The organism is Agromyces sp. NPDC058484, from assembly GCF_042720415.1.
Classification (GTDB): domain Bacteria; phylum Actinomycetota; class Actinomycetes; order Actinomycetales; family Microbacteriaceae; genus Agromyces.
Genome location: NZ_JBHXMP010000021.1, coordinates 17,127 through 41,017 on the forward strand (window position 1 = coordinate 17,127; position 23,891 = coordinate 41,017).

Below are 23,891 nucleotides of genomic sequence, written 5' to 3' on the forward strand. Positions count from 1 at the left end.
CCATGTTCGCCGACCTCGCGTTCTTCTCGTTCATCGAGCTACAGGACCCGTCGCAGCGACAGGCCTACAACACGTGGCACCAGCTCGACCACCGCCCCGAAAACCTCGCTCTGCCGGGCGTCGCTTGGGGCGACCGTTGGGAGCTGCCCGCGGAGTACGCGCCGCTCGTCGAGAGCAACGCCGAATTCGGCGCCGTCGACTACGTCGCGATGTACTGGTTCCGGCCTCCGGTCGCCGAGTCGGTCGCGGCATGGGACGCGCTCGGCGAGGCGTCGTTCCAGTGGGGTCGTGGACCGATCATTCCCGGCATCCGTCGACCGATGCTCGCCTTCTTCCGGCCGGTCAAGGGCTACGCGGCCCAATCGGCGCTGGTCTCGCCCGAGGTGCTGCCGTACCGGCCGAACCGCGGCATCCACCTCAGCGTCACCCGCTTCGCGGAACCGCACGCCGGGGTCGTGCACGACGCGCATCAGCAGGCCGACCGTGAGACGATGCCCGCACTGCTCGGTCTCGACGGGGTCAGTGGCGGGTGGACGTTCTCGTACAGCCACCCGCAACAGCACCGCACGCTGCCGCTGGATGGCTCAGTAGCAGATGCACCGGGAAGCATCCGGATCCGGCTGCTCTACCTCGAGGACGATCCGGCCGAAGTCGCGAAGCGCGTCCGTGACATCGACGAGGCGCACGAAACGGATGTCGCGGGGGAGACGCTGCTGCGTGCGCCGTTGAAGACGATCATCCCCTGGCAGGATTGGTGACCGAGTCATCCCTCGAGGCTCGGCTCGCGGCCGTCGAGGCACGGGTCGCGGAGCTCGAAGCGCTGGAGGCGATCCGTGACCTGATCTCGCGGTACGGCCCGGCAGCCGATGCGTGCGACGCGTCCGCGATCGCGGCACTCTGGACGAGCGACGGCGCGTACGCGTTCGACGACACGGTGCTCACCGGCGAACAACTCGCCGGTCTCGTCGAACTCGACACGCACCGCGAACTCGTCGATGCGGGTTGCGCGCACGTGCTCACCGCGCCGCGCATCGACCTCGACGGCGACCGTGCCGTGGCGGTGTGCCACTCGATCGTGTTCAAGCGGTCCGATGACGCGTGGCTGCCCGCTCGCGTGAGTGCGAACCGCTGGGAGCTCGTGCACACCCGATCGGGATGGCTCGTCGAACGACGGGTCAACCGTCTGTTGAACGGCGCCGAAGCGGCGCGGGCCCTGCTCGCGTCGTCGGTCAGGTGAACCGGCTGAGCGGCGTCTCACCCGAGTCCGCGAGTCGCGCGAGCGTCTTCGCGCGCGGTTGAAGGGCACTGCCGTATCTCACGTTCCAGTGCGCGAACTCGTCGGCGTCGAGTGCGCGACGGGCGTGCAGCGCCCAGTTCGGATCGTCGAGCATCTCCCGACCGAGGAGCACGAGGTCAGCATCGCCGTGTTGGATGAGGAGTCGGGCCTGGGCGGGGTCGACGACGAAGCCCACGGTGGCCACCGGGATGTCGACGACCTCGCGCAGCCGGTGAGAGAAGTCGGCGTGGAACGCGAAACCCCGTCGTACGCGTGTGTCGACCGAGCGGTCGGTGGTGATGCCGCCCGATGACGTGTCGATGAGATCGACACCCGCGGCGGCGAGGTGGGTTGCGAACGCCGCGGTGTCGTCGATCGTGAGCCCGTCCGCGATCCCGTCGACCGCCGACATCCGATAGGCGAGTGCGACGTTCGCCGGGATCGAGTTGCGAATCGCCTGAACGACCGCAAGGGGGTACCGCATGCGGCGGTCGGCATCCCCGCCGAACGCGTCGTCGCGCCGATTGGATACGGGGGAGAGGAACGAGTGCAGGAGATAGCCGTGCGCGCCGTGCAGCTCGATCCACCGGAATCCGGCCGCGACCGCCCGGGCCGCGGCATCCCGCCACTGCTCGATCGAGCGATCGATCTCATCGAGGGTGAGTGCATGCGACACCGGCCAGCCGGGGCCGGCAGGCACGGCGGATGGTGCGACGGTCTGCCACGGCGGCGTTCCCGCCGCAGCATCCTGATCGGTGAGCGGCACACCGCCCGCCCACGGTTCGTTCACCGATGCCCTGCGGCCCGCGTGTCCCAGCTGGATACCCGGCACGGCACCGTGCGCGGCGAGAAAGGATGCGACGCGCTCGAGACCCGGCACGTGCTCGTCGCTCCAGGCTCCGGTGTCGTGGTGGGAGATGCGCCCGCGGGGATCGATCGCCGTGGCCTCCATGATCACGAGGCCGGCACCGCCCAGGGCGAAACGGCCCAGGTGCACGAGGTGGAAGTCGGTGGCGAAGCCGTCTGCCGAGGCGTACATGCACATGGGCGACACGCCGACCCGGTTCGGCAGTTCGAGCCCGCCGACCCTGAGCGACGAGAACACACCCTGCACGGATGCCGAGGCTCGTGTGGTGGCGGCGGTGCTCGACATGCCTCTGAGCATACCAAGCATTAGTTTGGTTGACATGAGTTCTGAAGTTCTTCGCACAGGGATAGCGGTCATCACCGGCGCCGGCTCGGGTATCGGGGAGGGGCTGGCGCGTGAGGCAGCGCAGAGAGGCATGACCGTCGTCGTCGCTGATATCGACGACGCGGCTGCGGAACGGGTCGCCGCTGGGCTGCGAGACGGCGGAGCCAGGGCATGGGCCGAGCGGGTGGATGTGCGCGATCCCGAGCAGGTTGAAGCGCTCGCGCAACGCGTCGCCGAGGTGGGGTCGGCCGCGCTCCTGGTGAACAACGCCGGAATCGAGCAGTTCGGCTACCTGTGGGATACGCCTGTAGGTCACTGGCGTCGCGTTGTAGACGTCAATATCAGCGGCGTCTTCCACGGTATCCGCTCCTTCCTGCCTCGCATGATCGCGGCGGGCACCCCCGCCCACGTCTGGAACCTCTCGTCGGTCGGCGCGATGACATCGATCGCGCGGCAGGCGCCATACCTCGCGAGCAAGCACGCCGTGCTCGGCCTCACCGAGGCGCTCAAGCTCGACATCGATGAGGTCGGTGCGCCGATCCACGTCGCGGCGGTACTGCCCGCCGCAGTGGCATCCCGAATCTTCGAGTCGGCGGGCGCCGTGGACGACGACGCGGAGACGGCCGCCGTCGACGCCGCTGAAGCCGCGCGGCGTCAGATGCTCGAACTCGTGCCGACCGCGCAGCAACCCGCGCAAGCTGCGCGGGAGATCTTCGCCCAGGCGGAGCGAGGGGAGTTCTACCTGCTGCCCGAGCCGGCCTACGTCGAAACGATCATGCAGCGCCGCGGTGCGCAGCTCGCTCGGCGTGAAGCGCCGGTGGCGCGGCAGGTCGGTCCCGATCGAGAACCTCGCCTTCGGGCTGTCGAAACCAAGCATTAGGTTGGTAGGGTTGGCGATGGCGGCAAGAGAGCGGAAGCAGATGACAGAGTCCGGCATCATCACGATGGAGCGCAGCGGCGCTGCCGTCGTCCTCCGGATCGAGCGCGCGGAGCGGATGAACGCGCTCGCGACCGAGCACATGGAGGAACTGGCTCGCCGCGTCCGCGATGCGGATCACGAGGGCGCCACCGTGATCGTGATTACGGGCGCCGGCCGCGCGTTCTGCACGGGCGCCGACCTCTCGGGCACGGTCGATGGAAGCACCGCGGACGCCGCAGCAGACGTCGTGCGAGCGATCACCGAGGCCCGCGCAGCGGTCATCGCGGCCGTGAACGGCCCCACCGCGGGCGCCGGCGTATCGATCGCCGTCGCGTGCGACCTCGTCATCGCCGCCGAATCGGCGTTCTTCCTCTTGCCGTTCCTCTCGCTCGGCCTCGTGCCCGACGGTGGCGCGACGCAACTGATCGCCGCTCGCATCGGCGCGCCGCGCGCGGCCCGGATGGCCTTCGGCGGTGAGCGGATCCCGGCAGCGACCGCCGAGGCGTGGGGGCTCGTGAGCGAGGTCGTCCCCGACGACCGTCTCGATGCCCGAATCGGCGAACTGCTCGATCGGATCCTCGACGTGCCGGACGCCGCGGTCGCTGAGACCGCCCGGCTGTTGCGAGCGGGAGCGAACGACTCGCTCGCCACGGCGCTCGAGGCTGAGGTAGAGGTGCAGCGGCGCCTGCTCGACTCCGACGAGTTCCGCCTCGCGCGCGAGGGCTTCCTCGAGAAGCGACCGGTGTCGTTCCGCCGGGACTGACGCCCATCGAAGGCCAGTCACGCGTGAGGTGAAAGCCATGAAGAGTATCGCAACGGTGACGACGACGAGCCCGGCCCAGGCGGATGCCTGGTCGGCCGGCCGCAACCCTGCGCCCGAACAGATCGCCGACGGCGTCTGGGCGATCGCTTCGCCCATCCCCGAAGGCACGTTGCCGCACACCCTGACGTACGTGCTTCGCGGGCGCGACGGTTCGGTACACCTCGTCGATCCCGGGTGGGATTCCGACGAGAATCTCGCCACGCTGACGGCGTCACTTGAACGACTCGGATGCCGCCTCGGCGACGTCTCCACGGTGATCGCGACGCACTTCCACCCCGACCACCTCGGCCTCGCCGGCCGGCTCCGCGAACTCAGCGGGGCATCGGTGCTCTTCTCAGGCGTCGAACGGCGTGTGCTCGCGCAGGACACGTCGGCGCTCGCGCGAGACCGCCGGCGGTATGCGGGCGTGCTCGACGAGTGGGGCGTGCCGGCGGTGCGGCGTTCCGAGCTGATCGACTCCTTCGACCGGCCCTCGCTCGTCGATGATCTGGAACCCGACCGTGCACTGGCCGACGGCGAGACCATCGACCTTCCCGGACACACGCTCCGGGTCATCGCCACGCCGGGCCACACCGACGGCCACATCTGCCTCGCCGACGACGAACGGCGACTCCTCTATTCCGGCGACCACGTGTTGCCGACGATCTACTCCGGGATCGGGATCGGTTCGCTGCCCGAGAGCGACGCGCTGGGCGACTACTTCGACTCGATCGCGAAGCTCGAGCCCGTCGATGAATACGAGACGCTTCCGGGTCACGAGTACCGGTTCGAGGGCCTCGCCGCGCGGCGGGCCGAGATCGCCGCGCACCACCGACGCCGCGTCCGGGAGGTCGCGGCGCTCGCCGACGAGCTCGGCGACGAGTCCACGTGGGAGTATGCGCGACGCTTGACGTGGACCTCGGGCTGGGATGGACTGACCGGCTTCTGGCTCCACTCCGCGTTGCGGCAGACGCAGATGCACCTTCGGCTCGTGCGGAGCGGCCGCGCGGAGTCGCTGCTCGTTCGCGCCGACGGCGAGGAACGCGACTCATGACCGGCGACGAGGTGGTCGAGGAGTGGGTCGCGCGCCTCGAGATCCGCCGCTGCGCTGAGCAGTATGCTCGCGCGGCCGACACGGGCGACGCCGACCTCTTCATCGCGCAGTTCGCCACTCCTGGGGTGATCGAGGCACCCGACGCGACGTACACCGGGCCCGAGGAACTGCGCGGGGTCGTCGTCGGCCTGTGCTCGCGGTTCGACGCGACCTTCCACGGTGTGCTGAACCAGACGGCGGAGATCGCCGGTGAGACTGCCGATGCCCAGACCTACTGCCTCGCGCGCCACTTCTTCCGTGACCGAAAAGGCGCTGCGTCGTGCTTCGAGATGACGATCCGCTATCACGACGAGCTCGTACGGAACGACGGTGCCTGGCGCTTCTCCCGTCGACGGCTCGAGGTCATCGCGACGCAGCGATTCCCGGTGCACGCGGGCCCGACGGTGAAGTTTGGCTAAGTGCTAAGCAGCGTCGGGAGCCGCCTCGAACGGCCGCTCCGGCAAGGTCAGCGCGAGCACCGTACCGACCGCGCCGAATGCGGCCGTCAGGCCGAAGGCGATCATGAAGCCCTGCTCTGAGAGGAAATCACCTCCCGGTTGGACGGGCAACGCCGCGATGAGGAAGGCGAACACCGCGCTCGCCATGGCGCCAGACAGTGACCGGGTGAGCGAGTTCACACCGTTGGCCGAGGCGGCCTCGTGCTCGGGCACGGCATCCATGATGAGCGAGGGCATCGCCGCGAACGCGAAAGCGGTGCCCACGCCCACGATGAGCGCACCGATCACGACCGCCACGATGCCGTCGTGCACGAGCAGCCGGAACACGAAAGCGGCGGTGATCGTCGCGGTACCGAGCGCCAGCGTGACGCGCCCACCGAGACGGTTGAGCAACGCGCCGGCCACAGGAGCCAGCGCGACCATCGCGACGGCGGAGGGCACGAGAATGAGCCCGGCGCCGAGCACGGGCAGTGCGAGACCGGCGCCTTCGGACGCACGGGCCTCCTGCATCGTGAGCAGATGATTCGCGAACATCCCGAAGGCGGCGAAGAAGGATGCCACGTTCGTCTGCAGCACGGGTCGTCGCAGCGAGGTGCGGACGTCGATGACGGGGTTGGGATGCCGCAGCTCGAACGGGAACCACACCGCGAAGGCGAGCAGCGCGGTGACCACGAGGACGATGATGCCGGGGCTCCAAGCCCCCCAGACGACGATCTTCGAGACGACGAGCAGCACGCACGTCAGCGCGACCCCCAGCAGTACGGAGCCGACGAGGTCGAACCGGCCGCCCTTGCGCGACGGCACCTCGGAGACCACCATCGCGACGAGTGCGACGAAGATGGCACCGGCTGCCGCAGAGAACCAGAAGAGGGCGGCAAGCCCGCCCCACGTCACGAGCACGCCCGAGAGCGGCAGGCCGAGCGCCGAGCCGATGCCGAGCGTGCCGCTCATGAGCGCGATGCCGACGTTCGAGCGTTCGCGACTCGTGAGGCCGCGCAGCAGGCTCACCCCGATCGGCACGATGGCGGTCGCGAAGCCCTGGAGCGCGCGTCCGATCAGCACGGTGGTGAAGGTCATCCCCATCGCCGCGATCACCGATCCGGCGGCGAGCAGGCCGAGGGAGACGAGGAGCATCCGTCGCCGGCCGTACATGTCCGCGAGCCGGGTCACGACCGGGGTCCCGACGGTGCCGGTGAGCAGTGTCACCGTCACCATCCACGACGCGTCGTTGGCGCTCACGCCCAGCATGCTGGGGATCTCGGGCAGCGCCGGCACGATGAGCGTGAACTGCAGCGACGTCAGCATGCCGCTCGCCGCGAGCACGAGCACGGTCAGCCGCTCTCGCCGCTCGTTCCTCGATGTCACCACGTTCGGTCGCTCCTCGCCTCGTCGTCTGCGCGGAAGCTCAGGCGTGCCCAGATGCGACCGGCCTCACCGGAGCAACGGAAGGATGTCCCGCCGCCGCCGCCACGTCGTCGCCGTCGGTCATGCTGTCGCCGTCTCGAGTGCCGGTGCGCGCAACTGCCACGATTGGAGGTGCTCGCGCAGTCCGTCGGGTATGCGAACGGGGCGCTGATCGGGCGAGACCGTCACCACCGTGTTGGAGGACCGGGCGACGAGCAACTCGTCGTCGATGCGCCACATCTCGAAGTCGAAGCGGAACGATGAGGTGCCGATCTCGCCCAGCCGGAGCTCGATGCGGATCCGGTCGAACAGACGCGCCGCCTCGAGGTAGTCGCACTGCGTCGCGCGAGACACCGTCCACCAGCCGAATCGTTCGACGAGCGTGTCCTGTCGCAGGCCGCACAGGTAGAGGAACTCGGTCTGCAGCGCCTCCATCTTCGGGAACCAGGCGGCGTAGTAGAGGATGCCGGCCGGGTCGGTGTCGGCATAGCTCAACCGCAGCTGATGCTGGTGCAGGATCGGGCCGGCGACCTTGCTCACTGCGTGACCGTCCAGCCGCCGTCGACGGGGAGGAACACGCCGTTGATGTACGAGGCGAGCGGCGACAGCAGGAACAGCGTCGCGTAGGCGATGTCATCAGGTGCGCCCATGCGACCCATCGGGATGCGGGTGATGACGCGCTTGCCGATCTCGCTGTCCTTGAAGCTTGTGAGCCGCGGCGTGTCGGTCATGCCCGGTGCGACCCCGTTGCTGCGGAACTCGCTCGCCCGGTGGGCTGCGAGGTGACGCACATACCCCATGAGGCCCGCCTTCGCCACCGAGTACCAGTCGCTCTCAGTGCCGACGAGGTTTCCGGCGACCGAGGTGGTCACGACCATCGCAGCGCCCTCGCCTGGGTTCCGCGCGGCCCACGCCTCGGTCATGCTCTGCACGCTGCCGAGGCACAACTCGATCGCGTGCCGGTACTCGAGCGGTGCGCTCGAGGCCGGGCCCGCGTTGTTGTGCAGGTAGCGAACGGGGCCGAGAGCGGATGCCGCGTCTGCAAGGCCCGCGTCGACGGCCGCGGCATCCGACACATCCGCAACCCATTCGTGCACCGTGCCGCCCGCCGAAGTGATCGCGTCGGCCGTCTCTCGCAGGCCTTCAGCGCGCAAGTCCCAGGCGCTCACCGAGAGTCCCTGCTCCGCCGCGCGGAGCGCCGTCGCCCGCCCGATGCCGCTGCCGGCCCCGGTCACCAGAATCGTGTCGCCGGCCGTGAAGCCGAAGTTCGCATCACCCATGACGCCTCCAACCAAGCATTTGCTTGACTCGCACTCTAGCGCGCTCCGGCGCGCCCGGCCAACCCGATCACCGCTCGCTCAGCACGAACCCGCGGTAACCATCGGCCGCGATCGCCTCCGACTTCTCGATGTACGGGCGGAATCCGCCGATGTACGGCAGGAATCCCCGCGCCTTCCCCTCGATGTTGGCGCCCGTGTACCAGGAGCGTGCCGCGCCGAAGAGGGTGGCGTTCGCGAGCTCGGCGCTATGATCGGTCCACGCCTGCGCGGCATCCGCCCGGGCCTCGGCGGAGGTGAACCCGTGTTCGTCGCAGTAGGCGATCAGACGAAGCGCGTAGTCGCCCTGCTGCTCGGCGCCGAGTGCCATGTTCGAGAGCACGCTCGGGCATCCGGGCCCGTTCAGCGACAGCAGGTTCGGGAACCCGGGCAGGCCGAGCCCCAGGAGCGTGACGGGACCGTCCTTCCACTCGTCGCGCACCAGGCGCCCGTCACGGCCACGGACGTCGATCGAGGTCAGGGCACCCGTCATCGCGTCGAATCCCGTGGCGAACACGATGACGTCGTGCTCGCGGTGCCCTGATTCCGTGGTGATCCCCGTCGGCGTGACGGCGACGATCGGGTCGCGACGCAGGTTCACGAGATGCACGTGAGGGAGGTTGAACGTCTCGTAGTAGCCCGAGTCGGTGCAGATGCGCTTCGTGCCGATCGGATGGTCGTCGGGAGTGAGATCGGCGATGGTCTGCGGGTCGGCCACCATCTCGGCGAGTCTCCGCTCGAAGAAGACCCGAGCGGCGTCGTTGATGACGGGGTCTGCGGTCTGGCGTTGGAAGGCCTTCGCGAACAGCACGCCGCCGCGCTGCCACGCCTCCCCGAAGACGGCGTCGCGATCGGCTTCATCCACATCCTCGAACGGCACCGGATGACTCGTCCACGGCGAACCCGCGAGTCCGTTCCACGACAGGTCGCGTCGCTGCGCGAGTTGCTCGAGCTCTTGGGCCCACTCGTCGTCGTCGATCGCGCGGTTGAACGCGGGCACGCTGTAGTTCGCGGTGCGCTGGTACACGACGACTTCTGCCGCGGACTGCGCGATGATCGGAATCGACTGCACGCCGGAAGAGCCCGTGCCGATGACGGCAACCCGCTTTCCTGCGAGATCGGGCTCGGTCTTCGGCCAAGCCGCGGTCATGAGCACCTCTCCGGCGAACGTGTCCCGCCCCGGGAGGTCAGGCAGGTGCGGAGCGGAGAGGCTGCCGGTCGCCATCACGAGCCATCGGGTGGTCGCGACGAGCCCGCGGTCGGTGCGCACGGTCCAGTGCTGCGCAGCGTCGTCCCAGTCGGCCGCGACGACGCGCTCCTCGAACCGGTAGTGCCGACGAACGTCGAATCGGTCGGCGACGTGCTGCAGGTACCGGAGAATCTCGGGCTGAGTCGCGTAGCGCTCGCTCCACCGCCACTCACGCTGGAGCTCGGGGTCGAACGAGAACGAGTAATCGATGCTCTCGACGTCGCACCGGGCGCCCGGGTACCGATTCCAGTACCAGGTGCCGCCGACGTCACTGCCTGCCTCGAGGCCGAGGACGGCGAGTCCCATGCGCTCGGCGTGAATGGCGGTGTAGATGCCGGCGAAGCCGGCGCCGACGACGACGAGATCGTGGTGGGAAGTGTTCTGGGTCATGCTCGTCCTTCCTTGACGAATGCGGCGCGGAAGTCCGACCAGAGCAGCTCGCGGGCCGCCTCGGCGGGTCCGTAGCCGGGTATGGTGAGGAATCCGTGGAACTGTTCGGGGTGGTGGCGGTGAAGCGCGGGCACGCCGGCCCGGCGGAGGAGTCGCGCGTAGTCGCGTCCCTCATCGCACAGCGGGTCGAGCCCCGCCGTCACGACGATCGCGGGCGGCAACGCGTTGTGGTTGGCAGCGTTCGCGGGTGAGATGCGCCAATCGGCCGGGGCTGTTTCCAGGCGCTCGCCGAGGTAGGTCTTCCAGTAGTAGCCGAGCGATCGTGCTGTCACGAAGTAGCCTTGGGCGCGCGTGCGATACGACTGGGAGGCCATCGTGGGATCGAGGAACGGGTAGATGAGCACTTGCCCGACGAGTGGTGAATCGCCGCGGTCGCGCAGCGCGATGGCGGCGACCGCTGCGAGGTTCGCGCCCGAGCTGTCACCCGCCGCGACGATGCCGGCACCCGCTGCGTCGCTCGACCGGAGCCAGTCGACGGCCGAGATCACGTCGTCGACGGCCTCAGGAGCAGGATGCTCCGGCGCGAGCCGATACTCGACCGACACGACGACGGCGCCCGTGCCGCGCGCCCATCGACGGCAGAACCCGTCGTGGCTCGCAATCGAGCCGTGCAGGAACCCGCCGCCGTGCGCGAAGACCACAGCCGGGGCATCCCGGGCCGGATCATGCGGATGGTATACCCGCACCGGCACGTCGCCGGCGGTGCCGACGATCAGGTGGTCTTCAGCACGTGCCACGTCGTCGAGATTGTCGACGGGGCGCACGCGCGCATCGACCGCGGCACGAGCGTCCAGCGGCGCCATCGCCGCAATGTCTGGGAACGATGCGTTCAGGAGTTCCAGCATCCGTTCGGATTCGTCCATCCGATCTCCTTCGATCGATATGTCGATTAGACATAGTACTATTAGACATAGTACCCGCGGTGACAAGGAGGTCAAGTGAGCGAGCAGCCCACAGGCGGTGAACCGCCGATCGCCGACATGCCGGCCACGAGCTGGGCGGTCCTCGGCATCCTCTCGTTCGAAGACGAGCTGTCGGGCTACGACGTGAAGCGGTGGGCCGACCAGAGCCTCGCGTTCTTCTACTGGGCTCCCTCGCACAGCCAGATCTACGCGGAACTTCGGCGGCTCGAGTCACTCGGGCTCGCGAGCTCTCGGGTGGAACAGACGCACGCGGCCAAGAGCCGGCGCCTCTATGCGATCACGGATGCCGGCCGCGATCGCATGCGCGAGTGGGCCGACGAGCTCGCGCCCGAGTCGGTCATGCTCAAGCACGCCGTTCTGTTGCGCGTGTGGGGGGCGCATAACGGAAGACTCGGTCGATTGCGCGACGTGCTCGAGGGGTACCGCGACGATGCGCTCGGTCGCGCTGAGCGCGCCGCTGAGCACGCAGAGAACGCCGAGGAGGTGCCAGCCTGGCACTACTCCTCGCTCGCGCTCGAGTGGGCGTCGCGGTATCACCGTGACGAGGCCGCGCGCATCGACTGGCTCCTCGAGCGGCTGGGGCCGGACTTCGACCGGGAGGACGAGGAATGACGGGATCGCCGCGGGTCGCGGTCGTGACCGGAGCCAGCCGCGGTGCGGGTCGCGGGATCGCCCTCGCGCTCGGCGAAGCGGGCATGACGGTGTACGTCACCGGACGGACGACCGTCGAGCAGGTCGAAGGCCTGCCCGGCACCATCCATGCGACCGCCGAGGAGGTCAGCGCGCGAGGTGGATGCGGCATCGCCGTGCCGTGCGATCACGGCGACGACAGCCAGGTCGCCGCCGTCTTCGATCGCGTGCGTGACGAGCACGGACGGCTCGACATCCTCGTGAACAACGTCTTCGCCGTGCCCGCGGCGCTCACGGTCGACGCCCCGTTCTGGGAACAACCCGCCGACTTCGACGAGATGTTCCGCATCGGGTTGCGGTCGAGTTACGTCACGAGTCGGCTCGCTGCATCGCTGCTGATCGCGGACCCATCCCGGAACGCCCTGCTCGTGAACACCTCGGGTTTCGGTGGCGGATGCTACATGCACGGGCCCGCCTACGGCGCCGTGAAGGCCGGGGTCGACAAGATGGCCCACGACATGGCGGTGGACCTGCGCCCATACAACGTCACGGCCGTCTCGATCTGGATGGGCCTGCTCCGCACCGAGCGGACCATGCGGGTGCTCGACGCCGATCCGGCGTGGTATCGCGGCGTCGACCTCATCACGGAGTCGCCCGAGTTCACCGGCCGGGCCATCGCGGCGCTCGATGCCGATCCCGACAAGCTCCGGTACACGGGTCGCGTTGTCGTGGCGGCCGAGCTCGGAGCCGTGCTCGGCGTCGTCGACGTCGACGGCCGCGTGCCCGCGAGCCGGCGACCCATCCTCGGTGACCCGCCGCGATTCTCAGACGCGGTCGTGCGGTGACCGGCCGTCAGATCGACGGGGAGGCCGAGCCGATGCGTGCCACGGACCCGCGACTGCTGATTCTCGCCGACAAGGCAGAGATCAGCGATCTCGTGCTGCGCTATTGCCGTGCTATCGACCGACGCGACTTCGCCGCCGTGCGGGCGGTGTACACCGACGACGGCTTCGATCACCACACCGGATTCTCCGGTTCAGCCGATGATTTCGTCGCATGGGTTCGGGAACGCCTCATGTCGTTCGAAGGCACGATGCACCTGGTGGGCAATCACCTGTCGTGGGTGGCCGGCGACGCCGCAGTCGCAGAGACGTACGGGACCGCCGTGCACTGGGGCGTCCCCCGGGAGGAGCCTCGTTCGAACTTCACGAGCGGGTTCCGCTACATCGACCGGCTTCGGCGCACGAGGGCCGGGTGGCGCATCGTCGAACGGTTCGCGGTACGTGAGTGGACGCGCTCCGATGCCGGGAGGCTGCTCGATGCTGAGGCATCCGGTCCGCAAGAAAAGGCCGGCGAGGACCTGGTGGCACGCCTCGTCGACCGGCTCGAGGAGCCTCGTTGAGGGGCTCAGACCCCGAATCCGCCGTCGACGTCGAGCTTCTGACCCGAGATGAAGTCGGCCCGCGGCGAGGCGAGGAACGCCACCGCCTCGGCGACGTCGGCCGAGGTGCCGAACCGGCGCAGCGGGATGTTCGACGTCGCGACAGCGAGCGCGCGATCGTCGAGGTCGCCCGAGGCCATCAGTCGCGCGGACATCCCGTCGGTGAGCATCCCGGGGCCGACGCAGTTCACACGCACACCGTATCGGCCCTCTTCGGCGGCGAGCGCCATCGCGAGCGCCTCCACGCCGCCCTTCGGTGCAGCCGACAGGCCGTCGCGCACGGGGTAGCGCCTGGTCGCGGCTGTCGTCACCGCGACGATGGAGCCGCGCGACTGACGCAGCGCCGGGAGCGCGGAGTGCACGACCGTGAAGAAGCCCACGAGGTCGGCCTCCACCTGGTTCGCGAATTGCTCGGGCGACACTCTGGAGAGGTGCACCATCGGCACGTGTGGGCCCGCGGCATGCACGAGCGTGTGGATGCCACCGTGGCGCGCGACGAGATCGTCGACGAGCGTGGATGCCGCTGCGGCATCCGTGACGTCGAGCCGATGTGCCTCTGCCGTCGGCCCGAGTTCCTCGAGGAGGGGTCGGGGTTCGGTGGTGCGGTATGTGAGCGCGATCTGTGCGCCTCCCGTGGCCAGTCTTCTCGCAATGGCCGAGCCGATACCGCCCGTGCCACCGGTGATCAGCGCGATGCCCGGAAGTGTCGCGAAGTCCTGCTCGCGCGTTGTTGGGGCGATGGTCATGTCAGGCACCGTAACATCGACTCCAAACCGTTACCAAGCAAACGCATGGTTGGGATTGTGAGATAGTCTTGGTATGTGCTTGACTAAGCAAGCATTTGGTAGCTCTCAACGACGAGAAAGGTCGACTATGCACCGCACCAAGATCACAGCAGCATTGGGGGCGGCGGCCGCTACCGCGCTCCTCCTCGCCGGCTGCGCAGGCGGCAGCAATGCTGCCTCGGAGTCGAGTGAAGGCGGCGACCCCATCAAGGCGGTCGTCTTCGGTGCCCTCGGCGCCGAAGGCATTCTCGCCAATAACGCGCAGACGTCGGTGACGGCGGCCGAGGCCTCGGTCGCTGCCGTCAACGAACTGGGCGGCATCCTTGACCGCGAGGTGGAGATCGAGGTCGTCGACGACACCGGCGACCCGACGGTTGCGGTCACGAAGCTGCGCGAACTCATGGCCGGCGACGACAAGCCCGACGTCGTGATGAACTCCGGTCCCTCCACGGTCGCCGAGGCGATGCTGCCGATCCTCACGCAGAACAAGGTCCTCTCGTTCAACATCGGCCCGACCGCGACATCGGGCGACCCGTCGGCAAACCCCTACAACTTCGACCTCTCCGCATCGGTTCCCGACTACATCAACTCGTTCGTGGCCGAACTCGAAGCCCGCGACACCGAGAAGGTCGCGATCCTGCACGGCTCGAGCGCGTACGGTGAACTGTTCGGCGAGCTGACGAGCAAGGCGTTCGCCGACGCCGACATGGAGGTCACAGGGATGGAGGGCTTCGACAACGCGGCCCTCGACATGACGCCGCAGCTTGCCGCGCTGAAGGAGGCCGACCCCGACGTTCTCGTGCTCGACGCCTACGGTGCTCCGCTCGGCTACGTGCTGCAGGGCATCGAGAAGCTCGGCTGGGACGTGCCGATCATGGGCAACACCTCGGTCGCGGCGACAGGCCTGATCTCGACGGAGCCTCCAACCGGCGTGCTCGGTACCGACCAGGTCAAGAACCTGACGATGCAGGTCTACACGAGCACCAAGTACGACCCGGCCGACGACAAGGTCAACGCGGCGGTCGAGCTGATGGCCGCGACGGGTCCGATCGAGTCGTCGCTCATCCTCGCCTACAACTACGATGCGATGCTGCTCGTGCGTGCGGCAGCAGAGAAAGCGGGTTCACTCGACGTCGAGGCGTTGGCTGAAGCTCTGGTCGACCCCGAGGTGCAGGAGGCGGCAGACACCTCGATCCTCTCCGTCTACAGGTTCACAGAGGACTCGCACACGCCGCACGTGGCACCTGAGGACTTCCTCTTCATCTCGCCCGGCCCGCTGGTCAACGGACAGTATCAGTAGTTCCCCCACGTGGGGTGGCTCCGGAGCGCCGGTCGCGGCATCCGGGGCCACCTCGGCACATGACCTGAAAGAAAGACACAGGACCCATGACGATCATCTGGTCCGGTCTGGCCCTCGGCGCAGTGTACGCGCTGGTGGCGATCGGCTACAACATCGTCTTCCTCTCGCAGAAGACATTCAACTTCGCCCAGGCAGCGCTGATGATGCTGGGCGCATTCATCGCGTACGTCGGCATCGCAGTATGGTCACTGACGTGGTGGATCGTCGCGATCATCGCGGCCGTCGTGGTCGGCGGCGTCGCCGCGCTCGAGGAGCGTGTGGCCATCCGTCCGGTCAAGGACATGCACAACCTGCTGGTGACCACCCTCGGGGCCTCGATCATCATGGAGGGCGTCGCCCAGCTCATCTGGGGCGGAGAGCCGCACCGTGTTCCCTTCTTTCTGGGAGACGAAGTGCTCGATGTGCTCGGCGGCCGGGTGTACCCGGTGGAGATCGCGCTCATCGTCCTGGTCGTCCTGCTCGTGCTGGCTCTGACCCAGTACGCGAAGCGCAGCCTCACCGGTATCGCCCTGATGGGCATGAGCGAGGACAGAGAGGCCGCCCAGCTGCGCGGCGTCAACGTACGCCGGCTCGCATTCTGGGCGTTCGTCTTCACCGGGGTGCTTGCAGGCTTCCTCGGCGTGTTCGTAGGGCCGAAGACATACGCGGTCGCAACACTCGGCGCCGCGCTCGCGATCAAGGGATTCGTCGTGCTCGCCATCGGTGGGTTCGGATCGCTGTGGGGTGTGCTTGCGGGCGGGCTCATCGTCGGACTCACCGAGGCGCTCGCGAGCCGCTACATCGGGGCGGACGTGGCGAACCTCAGCGTGTTCGTCATCCTCATCGTGATCCTGATGGTCAAGCCGACGGGATTGTTCACTCGTCGCAAAGAACGGGTGGTGTGACAATGGCTGCGTTCTGGCTGAAGCTCCGGGCGGTGCCCGGATGGATCTGGCCGCTGTTGTTCGGTGTCGTGGTTCTGTTCCTGCCGATGCTCGGCATGAGCTTCAGCGTCACACGGCAGATAGAGCTGACGCTCCTGCTGGCGCTCATCGTGGCGGGCTTGAATCTCTCTCTCGGCTACGCCGGCGAGCTCGCCATGGGCCAGGTCGCGATGTACGCCGCCGGTGCGTATGCCGCGGGCCTTATGAGCAAGGCCGGCTATACCGAGCTGTGGCTCCAACTGCTGGTCGGAGCGGGGGCAGCCCTGCTCATCGGCCTCATCTCCGGCATCCCCGGACTCCGCTTGGGCGGCTGGTCGCTGGCGATGACCTCGTTCTTCCTCATCCTCCTGGTTCCCGATGTGCTGTCGATCTTCAAGGATGCGACCGGCGGCCGCAATGGCCTGGCCGGCATCATGCCGGCCACGGTGTTCGGCCAGCCGATCGATGGCACGATGTACTACACGATCCTGGTGGTCATCGCGATCCTGTGGTTCGCTGTCATGCGAAACCTCATCGCCTCGCGGCACGGCACAGCGCTGCGTGTGCTGAAGCAGAGTCCGGTGCTGGCTTCGTCGATGGGCATCTCGGTGTTCCGCACGAAGCTGACCGCCTACGCGTTGGGTGCCCTGCCAGCGGGCCTTGCGGGCGTGCTCTTCGCGAACCTCGACCTGTTCATCTCTCCCGAGGCCTTCGCGTTCTCGTTCGCCATGACCGTGCTGGCGGCGTCGATCTTCGGCGGCTCGGCCAGCGTCTATGGCGCGCTCATCGGTGCGGCGGTGCTGCAGTTCGGCATGAACCAGGCCACGAACTTCCAGGAGTACGGCCTCATCATCACGGGTGCGTTCCTGCTCTTCGGCGGTGTGGTCTTCACGGGCGGTCTGTCCGGGCTCGGCCGGTCGCTCGTACGTCGGCTGGATGCTGCCGCCCGCGCCAAGACGGGATACACCGAACCGCCCGCGAGCGAAGCCACTGTCGACGCCTTGGACGGCGCCCTGCTGAAGACGGAGGGTGTCTCGAAGGCGTTCGGCGGCAACCAGGCGCTCAGCGACGTCAGCGTGGAAGCGAAGCCCGGTGCAGTGACCGCGATCATCGGGCCGAACGGGTCGGGCAAGACGACTCTGCTCAACCTGATCTCGGGCTTCTACCGCGCGGATACGGGCACGATCACGATCGGTGGCGAGCCGATGCACGGGCTCAGCGCATATCGTGTCGCCCGTGCGGGTGTCTCCCGCACGTTCCAGACGCCGAACGTGCCCGAGAAGCTCACGGTGCTCGAAGCCGTCGAGGCCGGGCGGTATGCCCGCGCGAAGACGACGGTGTTCGAGTCGGTGCTGAGGCTGCCGAGTCACTGGCGCACGAGTCGCGCGGACCGCGCCGAAGCCGAACGTGCCCTTGCCCTGGTCGGGTTGAGCGAGCAGCGACACGTATTCGCGGACTCGCTGCCGCTCGGCAACCGGCGCCTGCTCGAGGTGGCTCGGAGCCTGGTCGGCTCACCGAAGGTGCTGCTGCTCGACGAGGTCGCATCGGGTCTCGACGAGGACGAGCTCGAGGTGCTGGCGAGCCTGATCCTGCGTTTGCGAGACGCCGGACTCACCGTCATCTTGGTGGAGCACAACTTCCAGCTCGTCCTCCGGCTCGCCGACGACATCTTCGTGCTCGCGCAGGGCAAGGTCATGGCGCATGGCACCCCCGATGAGATCGAACGCAATCCTCGCGTCATGGAGGAGTATCTGGGTGTCACGCCCGAGCATGACGCGACGCACAACGGAGGCGGCAATGAGTGAGGACGTCCTTCTCGAGGTTCGGGGTCTGCAGACGGGCTACGGCGACTTGAAGGTCGTCCGCGATGTGTCGCTCACCGTGCGGCGCGGCGAGATCACCGTGCTGCTCGGCCGCAACGGCGCAGGAAAGACCACGACGCTGCGGGCGATCACCGGACTGAACCGCACGACCGGCGGGGACGTGGTGTATCGTGGCGCGGCACTCACGGATGCCCCGCCGCACCGCCGTGTCGCGGAGGGCATGTCGTATGTGCAGGAAGGCAAGCGGGTCTTCCATGAGCTGACGATCGAGCAGAACCTGTTGCTCGGCGGCTACTCGACGAAGAAGAGCAAGCGCGCTCTGGCCGACCCGGTGCAGGAGATCTACGAACTGTTCCCGATCCTCGGCGAGAAGCGTGCGCTCCCGGCCGCCAGCATGTCGGGCGGGCAGCAGCAGATGCTCGCGATCGGCCAGGCGCTGATGGCGAAGCCGCAGCTGTTGATCCTCGACGAACCGAGCCAAGGTCTCGCCCCGGTCATCGTGAAGGAGGTCATGGAACGCGTTCACGCCCTGAGGGACACCGGCATCGGCATCCTGCTCGTCGAACAGGCAGTGCAGGACTCGGTCGCGATCGCCGACCAGGTGACGGTGATCGAGATGGGACGCACCGTGCTGTCGGGCCTGGCATCGACGATCACGGTCGACGACCTTCAGGCGGCCTACTTCGGGTCGGCAGCCTGACGGCGACGGTACGCGGTGCGCGGTGGATCAGCCGCGTGCCGCGTCGCCGTTTCCGGTTCATGCCATGTCGAGGGTCACGCGCCGTCGGGCCTGTTCGTCCAGCCGCGCTGCGTGGTGCGGCCGTACCAGCCGGATGCCGCGAGCGTGCCGCCGTCGACGGGGATCGTGTGGCCGGTGATGAATCGCGCGTCGTCGGAGGCGAGGAACGCGATGACGTCGGCGTTGTCCTCCGCTCGGCCGAAGCGGCCGAGAGGCACCCACGAGCGCACGAGCGACGCGTCGCGTCCTTCGAGCATCGCCGCGGCCGGGGTCTGGTCGGTGTCGGCGAGGTCGGGGGCGATGGCGTTCACCCGGATGCCGCTCGGTCCGAGTTCCACGGCGAGGCTCTTCGTGAACGCCGAAACGCCCGCCTTGTATGCCGAGTAGACGGCGTTGCCGGGAATGCCGCGGTACGCCTCCACCGTGGAGACGTTCACGATCGCCCCGCTGCCCTGACCGATCATGCCCGGCAGCACGAGGTGTGTCACGGTGAAGACGTGCCACAGGTTCAGCTGATGCAGGCGTGCCCACTGCTCAGGGCCGCTCTTGTGGAACACGGCCTTTGCCGGACGGAAGTCGCCGACATTGTTGACGAGCACGTCGACGCGGCCGCCGGCGACCTCGTCGATCGTCGCACCGAGCGAAGCGACGGTGGCGTCCTCCGTGATGTCGCCGACGACGATCGTGCACCGTCCTCCCGCCGCCGTGATCTCGGTCCCGGTGCGCTCTGCCGCCGCTCGGTCCCGGTCGAGGAGAAGCACGTGGTCGCCCAGTTCCGCGAACCGACGACTTGCGGCGCCGCCGATCCCGAGGGCGCCTCCCGTCACCACGACAGTTCGCCCGGAATCCGTTGTCTCGTCTTCGTTGACCATGTAACAAAGCTAGCATTTGTTTGGTACGCTGAGGGCGTCCGCGTGACCCGAGGAGGGGGCCGATGAGTCTGAACATCGATCTGTCGGGCAAGGTGGTGCTGGTCACCGGGGGAACCCGTGGTGTCGGTCGGGGCACCGTCACAAGATTCCTCGAGGCCGGAGCGCACGTCGAGATCTGCGGCCGCACCGAGCCCGCTGGTGAAGACCTTCCCGTCGTCGACGGTCGGCGCCCGGAGTTCCGGTCCCTCGACGTGCGGAACCCCGACGAGATCCAGACCTGGGTCGACGATGTGGTGGCGCGGCGTGGCCGCATCGACGTGGTCGTGAATAACGCCGGCGGATCGCCGTTCTCCCGCTTCGAGGATGGCTCGCCCCGATACCAGCGCGCGATCGTAGAGCTCAACTTCCTGTCGGCCGCCTTCCTCTGCCGTGCCGCCTACCCGCACCTTCGCGCCGCGCGAGGCAGCGTCGTGAACATCACATCGATCAGCGCGCGCCGTCCGAGCCCCGGCACGGCCGTGTACGGCGCAGCGAAGGCCGCGCTCGAGAGCCTCACCCAGACGCTCGGCGCCGAGTGGGCACCCGACGTCCGGGTCAACGCGGTCAGTTCGGGGCTCGTCGAGACCGAGTCCGCGCTCGAGCACTACGGCGACGCCGAGCAGCTCGCTCGCGTCGCGGCCACCATTCCACGCGGCCGCCTCGCGGACCCGCTCGAGATCGGCGGCGCATGCGTGTTGCTCGCCTCGTCGCTCGCCGCACACATCACCGGCGCCGTCGTACCCGTCGACGGCGGCGGCGAATGGCCCGCATTCCTCGCGCACACGCCGAATGCCGACATCTTCCGCCACGAAGGAGCAGAGTAAATGACCGAAGCCGTCATCGTTTCCGCAGTTCGATCGCCGATCGGGCGGGCGAACAAGGGGTCGCTGAAAGACCTGCGCGCCGACGACCTCGCCACGCAGATCGTGCAGGCGGCGATCGACGCGCTCCCGGGCTTCGACCCCACCACCATCGACGACATCATGGTCGGCTGTGGCCAACCCGCCGGTGAGCAGGGCTACAACCTCGGTCGCATGATCGCGGTGCAGCTGGGGCTCGACACCGTTCCGGGCACCACGGTTCACCGGTACTGCTCCTCCTCGCTGCAGACCACGCGCATGGCGCTCCACGCCATCAAGGCGGGCGAAGGCGACGTGTTCGTCTCCGCCGGCGTCGAAACCGTGTCGCGGTTCGGCCTCGGCAAGTCCGACGGCATGCCCGACACCAAGAACCCTCGGTACATCGACGCGATGGCGCGCACCAAGGCGCTCGCAGCCGACCCGGATGCCACGTGGTCCGACCCGCGCGAGGCGGGTCTGCTTCCCGACGCCTACATCGCCATGGGCGACACCGCCGAGCATGTCGCCCAGTTGCGCGGGGTTTCCAGGCGGGTGCAGGACGAATGGGCGGTCCGCAGCCAGAACCGCGCCGAACAGGCGGCCGCCCGCGGCTTCTGGGAGCGCGACATCACCCCGGTGAGCCTCAACGACGGCACCGTGGTCGCCAAGGATGACGGGCCCCGATCCGGGGTGACGCTCGAGGGTGTCTCCGGGCTTCAGCCCGTGTTCCGCCCGCACGGCACGGTCACGGCCGCCAACTGCTGCCCCCTCAACGACGGCGCCGCCGCGCTCGTGATCATGAGCGACACGAAGGCTCGCGAGCTCGGGTTCACGCCGCTCGCCCGCGTCGTCTCGACCGGCGTGTCCGCCCTGACCCCGGAGCTCATGGGTCTCGGGCCGGTCGAGGCCGTGGCGAAGGCGCTCCGGAACGCGAGCATGTCCATCTCGGACATCGACATCCTCGAGATCAACGAGGCGTTCGCGGCGCAAGTGCTGCCCTCGATCGACGACATCGGCATCGACCCCGACAAGGTCAACGTGAACGGCGGGGCGATCGCCCTGGGGCATCCGTTCGGCATGACGGGGGCGCGCATCACGACGACCGCGATCCACGCGCTCCAGGAACGCGACGAACAGTTCGCCGTCGAGACGATGTGCGTCGCCGGTGGTCAGGGTATGGCCATGGTGCTCGAGCGCTTGAGCTGAGCGGATGACCCGGATGCCACAGCCGCTGGCCGGTCGAGCAGTCGTGGTGACCGGTGCGGGTGCAGGCCTCGGGCGTGCCTACGCCGTCGCTGTGGCAGCCGCCGGCGCGGCGGTCGTGATCGACGACATCGACGAGGCAGGGCTCGACGAGACGGCCTCGTTGATACGCGCTGCCGGCGGGAAGGTCGTCGCCGTCGTCGCCGACGTGTCGGCACCCGAGTCCGCCATACTCCTCGTCGATGAGAGCCTCCGCGCCTTCGGCCGCATCGACGGCCTCGTGAACAACGCGGGGCTGCTCAGTCCCGGGCCCTCCGTCGATCAGCCCGCCGCCACCATCGCACAGACCCTCGCCGTGAACGTCGCAGGCGCCGTGCACTGCGGAGCGGCGGCCATCCGCGCGATGCGGGCGGCGGGGGAGGGGGGCAGCATCGTCAACGTGGCGTCAGGGGCGCTGCAGGGGTCCGAGGGCCTCACGCTCTACGGCACGACCAAGGCGGCGATCCTCGGCCTCACGTACGGGTGGGCACTCGAGCTCGAAGGCACCGGCATCCGTTGCAACGCCATCGCACCACTGGCTCACACGGCCATGTCGGACCTCACGGGCGGCGACGACACACGGAAGGGGCCCGACCCAAGCCTCGTGGCGCCTGCGGTCGTCTACCTGCTGAGTCCGCGGTCCCGCGCGGTGTCCGGGCAGATCCTGCGGTTCGACGGACGCCGTCTCGGGCTCATGGCTCCTCCGCAGCTCACCCACGTGACCGAGCGGGACGGGTGGGATGCCGCGCAGATCGCTGCGGCGATCGACGCCGAACTCGCACCGGGCATCGCGCCGGTCGGGCTCGCCCGGTCGCCACGACCGCAATGGGTCTGACCGCTTCAGGGGACGACTCGGAGCGAGGCGAAGAAGGAATGGACGTCGGCGGAAAGCTCGCCGGGGATCTCATAGGCGGCGAAATGGCCACCGCGCGGCAGATACGACCATCGCTCGAGATTGGTGCTCGCCGCCGCCTCTGCGTGAGGCATGAAGAGTACGTCCTTCGGCGTGATGCCGAAGGCCATCGGCGTGATGCGCGACGTCGAGGGATCGTTTCGTGGTGGGATGGCGCTGCCGAAGTTGTCGCGATAGAACCGCATCGAGGTGCCGATCGTCTGCGTGAACCAGTAGATCGAGGCGGTCGTGCACAGGAAGTCCCGATCGGCGATCTCGTCGATCATCGTGTCGGGATCGCGCCAGTTGAGCCTGCGCTCCCAGATCCACGCCGCGAGGCCGGCGGGTGAGTCGTTGAGCGCGTAGGCGAGCGTCTGCGGATCGCGGCGGTGCACTTCGAGATGGCTGGAGACGAGTGGGCGCGCCTCGGCCATCCGCACCTCCATCCACTCCTCATCGGCCGCGAATCGGCCGCTTCCGTCCAGCGATGGGGTGAATCCGGCCACCGCCTGAAGGGTCGAGTACGCACCGATGACCCGTTCAGGGAACAGCTGTGCGAGCTCACCGGTGATCTTCCCTCCCCAGTCACCGCCGACCGCGCCGTAGCGCGGATACTCGAGCACCTCGTGCATGAGCGTGTCCCACACTCGGGCGACGTCGCGACATCCCACCGGTCGCCGCAGCGGGCTCGAGAAGCCGAACCCGGGCAGCGAAGGGATGACGAGATCGAACGAGAGGCTTGGATCGAGCCCGTGCGAACCGGGATCGGTCAACGGGCCGATCACGCCATGCCAGTCCCAGAACGTCCACGGCCAACCGTGGCTGAGAATCAGGGGTATCGATCGCGGGCTGGTGCCCTTCACATACTGGAAATGAATCGGAAGGCCGTGGATCGTGACCGAGAACTGCGGAACGGCGTTCATCAGCGCTTCCTGCGCACGCCAGTCGAATTCATCCGCCCAGTAGTCGATCATTCCCGAAAGCCAGGACTGCTCGACGCCGTAGCCCCAGTCATCGTTCGCGAAGTCGGGGGACAAGCGCGTGTGCCGCAACCGGGCGTGCAGCGACTCGAGCTGCTCGTCGGCCACGTTCAGTCGGAATTCGATCATCGTGCTGCTCCTTCGTGTCGGCGCCGGCGCTCGCCGGGTTCGGATCCGCCCGATGTTTGACGACCGGTCAGCTACTGCTTAGGGTAATCAACCAAGCGCTCGCTTGCCTACTCAATGAGGAGAGATCGTGACATCG

At 68.2% G+C, this 23,891-nt stretch carries 25 protein-coding genes; 16 read left to right on the forward strand and 9 right to left on the reverse strand.

Annotated features, from left to right (window positions below):
• The first annotated feature begins 2 nt into the window (after positions 1 to 2).
• Both ACFWN7_RS15540 and ACFWN7_RS15545 read left to right on the forward strand, forming a co-directional pair.
• A complete protein-coding gene (locus ACFWN7_RS15540) occupies positions 3 to 758 on the forward strand; it encodes a hypothetical protein (protein WP_376939751.1) in 756 nt (251 codons plus the stop codon).
• A complete protein-coding gene (locus ACFWN7_RS15545) occupies positions 755 to 1,237 on the forward strand; it encodes a nuclear transport factor 2 family protein (protein WP_376939752.1) in 483 nt (160 codons plus the stop codon). The genes ACFWN7_RS15540 and ACFWN7_RS15545 overlap by 4 nt, the downstream gene beginning before the upstream one ends.
• On the opposite strand, the gene ACFWN7_RS15550 is transcribed toward ACFWN7_RS15545, so the two are convergent.
• Positions 1,230 to 2,429: an NADH:flavin oxidoreductase/NADH oxidase gene (locus tag ACFWN7_RS15550; RefSeq protein ID WP_376939753.1), complete on the reverse strand. Its 1,200-nt coding sequence runs from the start codon at positions 2,427 to 2,429 to the stop codon at positions 1,230 to 1,232. The genes ACFWN7_RS15545 and ACFWN7_RS15550 overlap by 8 nt on opposite strands.
• On the opposite strand from ACFWN7_RS15550, the gene ACFWN7_RS15555 reads away from it, so the two are divergent.
• The 4 genes from ACFWN7_RS15555 to ACFWN7_RS15570 are packed head-to-tail and all read left to right on the forward strand — an operon-like array spanning position 2,410 to position 5,701.
• On the forward strand, positions 2,410 to 3,348 hold the full coding sequence (locus ACFWN7_RS15555) for an SDR family NAD(P)-dependent oxidoreductase (protein WP_376939754.1): 939 nt from the start codon (positions 2,410 to 2,412) through the stop codon (positions 3,346 to 3,348). The genes ACFWN7_RS15550 and ACFWN7_RS15555 overlap by 20 nt on opposite strands.
• Positions 3,349 to 3,388: 40 nt before the next feature.
• Positions 3,389 to 4,150: an enoyl-CoA hydratase/isomerase family protein gene (locus ACFWN7_RS15560; RefSeq protein ID WP_376939755.1), complete on the forward strand. Its 762-nt coding sequence runs from the start codon at positions 3,389 to 3,391 to the stop codon at positions 4,148 to 4,150.
• A gap of 37 nt (positions 4,151 to 4,187) precedes the next feature.
• Positions 4,188 to 5,243, forward strand: a complete 1,056-nt coding sequence (locus tag ACFWN7_RS15565; protein WP_376939756.1) for an MBL fold metallo-hydrolase — start codon at positions 4,188 to 4,190, stop codon at positions 5,241 to 5,243.
• Positions 5,240 to 5,701, forward strand: coding sequence for a nuclear transport factor 2 family protein (locus ACFWN7_RS15570; protein ID WP_376939757.1), 462 nt, complete (start codon positions 5,240 to 5,242; stop codon positions 5,699 to 5,701). Before ACFWN7_RS15565 ends, ACFWN7_RS15570 begins: the two co-directional genes overlap by 4 nt.
• 3 nt (positions 5,702 to 5,704) lie before the next feature.
• Here ACFWN7_RS15570 and ACFWN7_RS15575 read toward each other — a convergent pair whose 3' ends face one another.
• The 5 genes from ACFWN7_RS15575 to ACFWN7_RS15595 all read right to left on the reverse strand — a co-directional run bounded on the left by ACFWN7_RS15575 (position 5,705) and on the right by ACFWN7_RS15595 (position 11,022).
• On the reverse strand, positions 5,705 to 7,108 hold the full coding sequence (locus tag ACFWN7_RS15575) for an MFS transporter (RefSeq protein WP_376939758.1): 1,404 nt from the start codon (positions 7,106 to 7,108) through the stop codon (positions 5,705 to 5,707).
• A gap of 117 nt (positions 7,109 to 7,225) precedes the next feature.
• A complete protein-coding gene (locus tag ACFWN7_RS15580) occupies positions 7,226 to 7,684 on the reverse strand; it encodes an acyl-CoA thioesterase (protein WP_376939759.1) in 459 nt (152 codons plus the stop codon).
• A complete protein-coding gene (locus tag ACFWN7_RS15585) occupies positions 7,681 to 8,424 on the reverse strand; it encodes an SDR family NAD(P)-dependent oxidoreductase (protein ID WP_376939760.1) in 744 nt (247 codons plus the stop codon). The genes ACFWN7_RS15580 and ACFWN7_RS15585 overlap by 4 nt, the downstream gene beginning before the upstream one ends.
• Positions 8,425 to 8,491: 67 nt before the next feature.
• Positions 8,492 to 10,099 (reverse strand): flavin-containing monooxygenase, encoded by a 1,608-nt coding sequence (locus tag ACFWN7_RS15590; protein ID WP_376939761.1) that lies wholly within the window; start codon positions 10,097 to 10,099, stop codon positions 8,492 to 8,494.
• Complete coding sequence (locus ACFWN7_RS15595; protein WP_376939762.1) at positions 10,096 to 11,022, reverse strand: alpha/beta hydrolase; 927 nt, start codon at positions 11,020 to 11,022, stop codon at positions 10,096 to 10,098. Before ACFWN7_RS15595 ends, ACFWN7_RS15590 begins: the two co-directional genes overlap by 4 nt.
• 75 nt (positions 11,023 to 11,097) lie before the next feature.
• On the opposite strand from ACFWN7_RS15595, the gene ACFWN7_RS15600 reads away from it, so the two are divergent.
• Genes ACFWN7_RS15600 through ACFWN7_RS15610 form a run of 3 tightly spaced genes read left to right on the forward strand, consistent with a single transcriptional unit; the run spans position 11,098 to position 13,114 of the window.
• Complete coding sequence (locus tag ACFWN7_RS15600; RefSeq protein ID WP_376939763.1) at positions 11,098 to 11,694, forward strand: PadR family transcriptional regulator; 597 nt, start codon at positions 11,098 to 11,100, stop codon at positions 11,692 to 11,694.
• On the forward strand, positions 11,691 to 12,557 hold the full coding sequence (locus ACFWN7_RS15605) for an SDR family NAD(P)-dependent oxidoreductase (protein ID WP_376939764.1): 867 nt from the start codon (positions 11,691 to 11,693) through the stop codon (positions 12,555 to 12,557). The genes ACFWN7_RS15600 and ACFWN7_RS15605 overlap by 4 nt, the downstream gene beginning before the upstream one ends.
• Positions 12,558 to 12,589: 32 nt before the next feature.
• On the forward strand, positions 12,590 to 13,114 hold the full coding sequence (locus ACFWN7_RS15610; RefSeq protein ID WP_376939765.1) for a nuclear transport factor 2 family protein: 525 nt from the start codon (positions 12,590 to 12,592) through the stop codon (positions 13,112 to 13,114).
• Positions 13,115 to 13,119: 5 nt separating this feature from the next.
• Here ACFWN7_RS15610 and ACFWN7_RS15615 read toward each other — a convergent pair whose 3' ends face one another.
• Positions 13,120 to 13,899 carry an SDR family NAD(P)-dependent oxidoreductase gene (locus ACFWN7_RS15615; RefSeq protein ID WP_376939766.1) on the reverse strand — a complete coding sequence of 260 codons (780 nt, stop codon included), beginning with the start codon at positions 13,897 to 13,899 and terminating at the stop codon, positions 13,120 to 13,122.
• Positions 13,900 to 14,026: 127 nt separating this feature from the next.
• Between ACFWN7_RS15615 and ACFWN7_RS15620 the strand changes: the two genes are divergently transcribed.
• The 4 genes from ACFWN7_RS15620 (at position 14,027) to ACFWN7_RS15635 (ending at position 18,723) form a co-directional block, all read left to right on the forward strand.
• A complete protein-coding gene (locus tag ACFWN7_RS15620; protein WP_376939767.1) occupies positions 14,027 to 15,238 on the forward strand; it encodes an ABC transporter substrate-binding protein in 1,212 nt (403 codons plus the stop codon).
• Positions 15,239 to 15,324: 86 nt separating this feature from the next.
• On the forward strand, positions 15,325 to 16,182 hold the full coding sequence (locus tag ACFWN7_RS15625) for a branched-chain amino acid ABC transporter permease (RefSeq protein WP_376939769.1): 858 nt from the start codon (positions 15,325 to 15,327) through the stop codon (positions 16,180 to 16,182).
• Positions 16,183 to 16,184: 2 nt separating this feature from the next.
• Positions 16,185 to 18,005 (forward strand): ATP-binding cassette domain-containing protein, encoded by a 1,821-nt coding sequence (locus ACFWN7_RS15630; RefSeq protein WP_376939770.1) that lies wholly within the window; start codon positions 16,185 to 16,187, stop codon positions 18,003 to 18,005.
• A complete protein-coding gene (locus tag ACFWN7_RS15635; RefSeq protein ID WP_376939771.1) occupies positions 17,998 to 18,723 on the forward strand; it encodes an ABC transporter ATP-binding protein in 726 nt (241 codons plus the stop codon). Before ACFWN7_RS15630 ends, ACFWN7_RS15635 begins: the two co-directional genes overlap by 8 nt.
• A gap of 74 nt (positions 18,724 to 18,797) precedes the next feature.
• Here ACFWN7_RS15635 and ACFWN7_RS15640 read toward each other — a convergent pair whose 3' ends face one another.
• Entirely contained in the window at positions 18,798 to 19,634 is an 837-nt protein-coding gene (locus ACFWN7_RS15640; protein WP_376939772.1) for an SDR family NAD(P)-dependent oxidoreductase, read from the reverse strand.
• A gap of 62 nt (positions 19,635 to 19,696) precedes the next feature.
• Here ACFWN7_RS15640 and ACFWN7_RS15645 point away from each other — a divergent pair, with 62 nt between their 5' ends.
• The 3 genes from ACFWN7_RS15645 to ACFWN7_RS15655 are packed head-to-tail and all read left to right on the forward strand — an operon-like array spanning position 19,697 to position 22,589.
• The gene (locus tag ACFWN7_RS15645) at positions 19,697 to 20,497 is read left to right on the forward strand and encodes an SDR family oxidoreductase (protein WP_376939773.1); all 801 of its coding nucleotides are present in this window, start codon (positions 19,697 to 19,699) and stop codon (positions 20,495 to 20,497) included.
• Positions 20,498 to 21,718 (forward strand): acetyl-CoA C-acetyltransferase, encoded by a 1,221-nt coding sequence (locus ACFWN7_RS15650; RefSeq protein ID WP_376939774.1) that lies wholly within the window; start codon positions 20,498 to 20,500, stop codon positions 21,716 to 21,718. It begins immediately after the preceding gene.
• A gap of 13 nt (positions 21,719 to 21,731) precedes the next feature.
• The gene (locus ACFWN7_RS15655; protein ID WP_376939775.1) at positions 21,732 to 22,589 is read left to right on the forward strand and encodes an SDR family NAD(P)-dependent oxidoreductase; all 858 of its coding nucleotides are present in this window, start codon (positions 21,732 to 21,734) and stop codon (positions 22,587 to 22,589) included.
• 5 nt (positions 22,590 to 22,594) lie between these two features.
• Here ACFWN7_RS15655 and ACFWN7_RS15660 read toward each other — a convergent pair whose 3' ends face one another.
• Positions 22,595 to 23,755, reverse strand: coding sequence for an epoxide hydrolase family protein (locus ACFWN7_RS15660; RefSeq protein ID WP_376939776.1), 1,161 nt, complete (start codon positions 23,753 to 23,755; stop codon positions 22,595 to 22,597).
• Positions 23,756 to 23,891: the final 136 nt, after the last annotated feature.

Excerpts from the sequence above, each read along its gene's own strand:
- ACFWN7_RS15540 (WP_376939751.1), top strand. The coding sequence starts at position 3 with ATGTTCGCCGACCTCGCGTTCTTCTCGTTCATCGAGCTACAGGACCCG.
- ACFWN7_RS15550 (WP_376939753.1), bottom strand. The coding sequence starts at position 2,429 with ATGTCGAGCACCGCCGCCACCACACGAGCCTCGGCATCCGTGCAGGGT.
- ACFWN7_RS15560 (WP_376939755.1), top strand. The coding sequence starts at position 3,389 with ATGACAGAGTCCGGCATCATCACGATGGAGCGCAGCGGCGCTGCCGTC.
- ACFWN7_RS15565 (WP_376939756.1), top strand. The coding sequence starts at position 4,188 with ATGAAGAGTATCGCAACGGTGACGACGACGAGCCCGGCCCAGGCGGAT.
- ACFWN7_RS15570 (WP_376939757.1), top strand. The coding sequence starts at position 5,240 with ATGACCGGCGACGAGGTGGTCGAGGAGTGGGTCGCGCGCCTCGAGATC.
- ACFWN7_RS15585 (WP_376939760.1), bottom strand. The coding sequence starts at position 8,424 with ATGGGTGATGCGAACTTCGGCTTCACGGCCGGCGACACGATTCTGGTG.
- ACFWN7_RS15590 (WP_376939761.1), bottom strand. The coding sequence starts at position 10,099 with ATGACCCAGAACACTTCCCACCACGATCTCGTCGTCGTCGGCGCCGGC.
- ACFWN7_RS15595 (WP_376939762.1), bottom strand. The coding sequence starts at position 11,022 with ATGGACGAATCCGAACGGATGCTGGAACTCCTGAACGCATCGTTCCCA.
- ACFWN7_RS15605 (WP_376939764.1), top strand. The coding sequence starts at position 11,691 with ATGACGGGATCGCCGCGGGTCGCGGTCGTGACCGGAGCCAGCCGCGGT.
- ACFWN7_RS15610 (WP_376939765.1), top strand. The coding sequence starts at position 12,590 with ATGCGTGCCACGGACCCGCGACTGCTGATTCTCGCCGACAAGGCAGAG.
- ACFWN7_RS15615 (WP_376939766.1), bottom strand. The coding sequence starts at position 13,899 with ATGACCATCGCCCCAACAACGCGCGAGCAGGACTTCGCGACACTTCCG.
- ACFWN7_RS15620 (WP_376939767.1), top strand. The coding sequence starts at position 14,027 with ATGCACCGCACCAAGATCACAGCAGCATTGGGGGCGGCGGCCGCTACC.
- ACFWN7_RS15625 (WP_376939769.1), top strand. The coding sequence starts at position 15,325 with ATGACGATCATCTGGTCCGGTCTGGCCCTCGGCGCAGTGTACGCGCTG.
- ACFWN7_RS15630 (WP_376939770.1), top strand. The coding sequence starts at position 16,185 with ATGGCTGCGTTCTGGCTGAAGCTCCGGGCGGTGCCCGGATGGATCTGG.
- ACFWN7_RS15635 (WP_376939771.1), top strand. The coding sequence starts at position 17,998 with ATGAGTGAGGACGTCCTTCTCGAGGTTCGGGGTCTGCAGACGGGCTAC.
- ACFWN7_RS15640 (WP_376939772.1), bottom strand. The coding sequence starts at position 19,634 with ATGGTCAACGAAGACGAGACAACGGATTCCGGGCGAACTGTCGTGGTG.
- ACFWN7_RS15645 (WP_376939773.1), top strand. The coding sequence starts at position 19,697 with ATGAGTCTGAACATCGATCTGTCGGGCAAGGTGGTGCTGGTCACCGGG.
- ACFWN7_RS15650 (WP_376939774.1), top strand. The coding sequence starts at position 20,498 with ATGACCGAAGCCGTCATCGTTTCCGCAGTTCGATCGCCGATCGGGCGG.
- ACFWN7_RS15655 (WP_376939775.1), top strand. The coding sequence starts at position 21,732 with ATGCCACAGCCGCTGGCCGGTCGAGCAGTCGTGGTGACCGGTGCGGGT.
- ACFWN7_RS15660 (WP_376939776.1), bottom strand. The coding sequence starts at position 23,755 with ATGATCGAATTCCGACTGAACGTGGCCGACGAGCAGCTCGAGTCGCTG.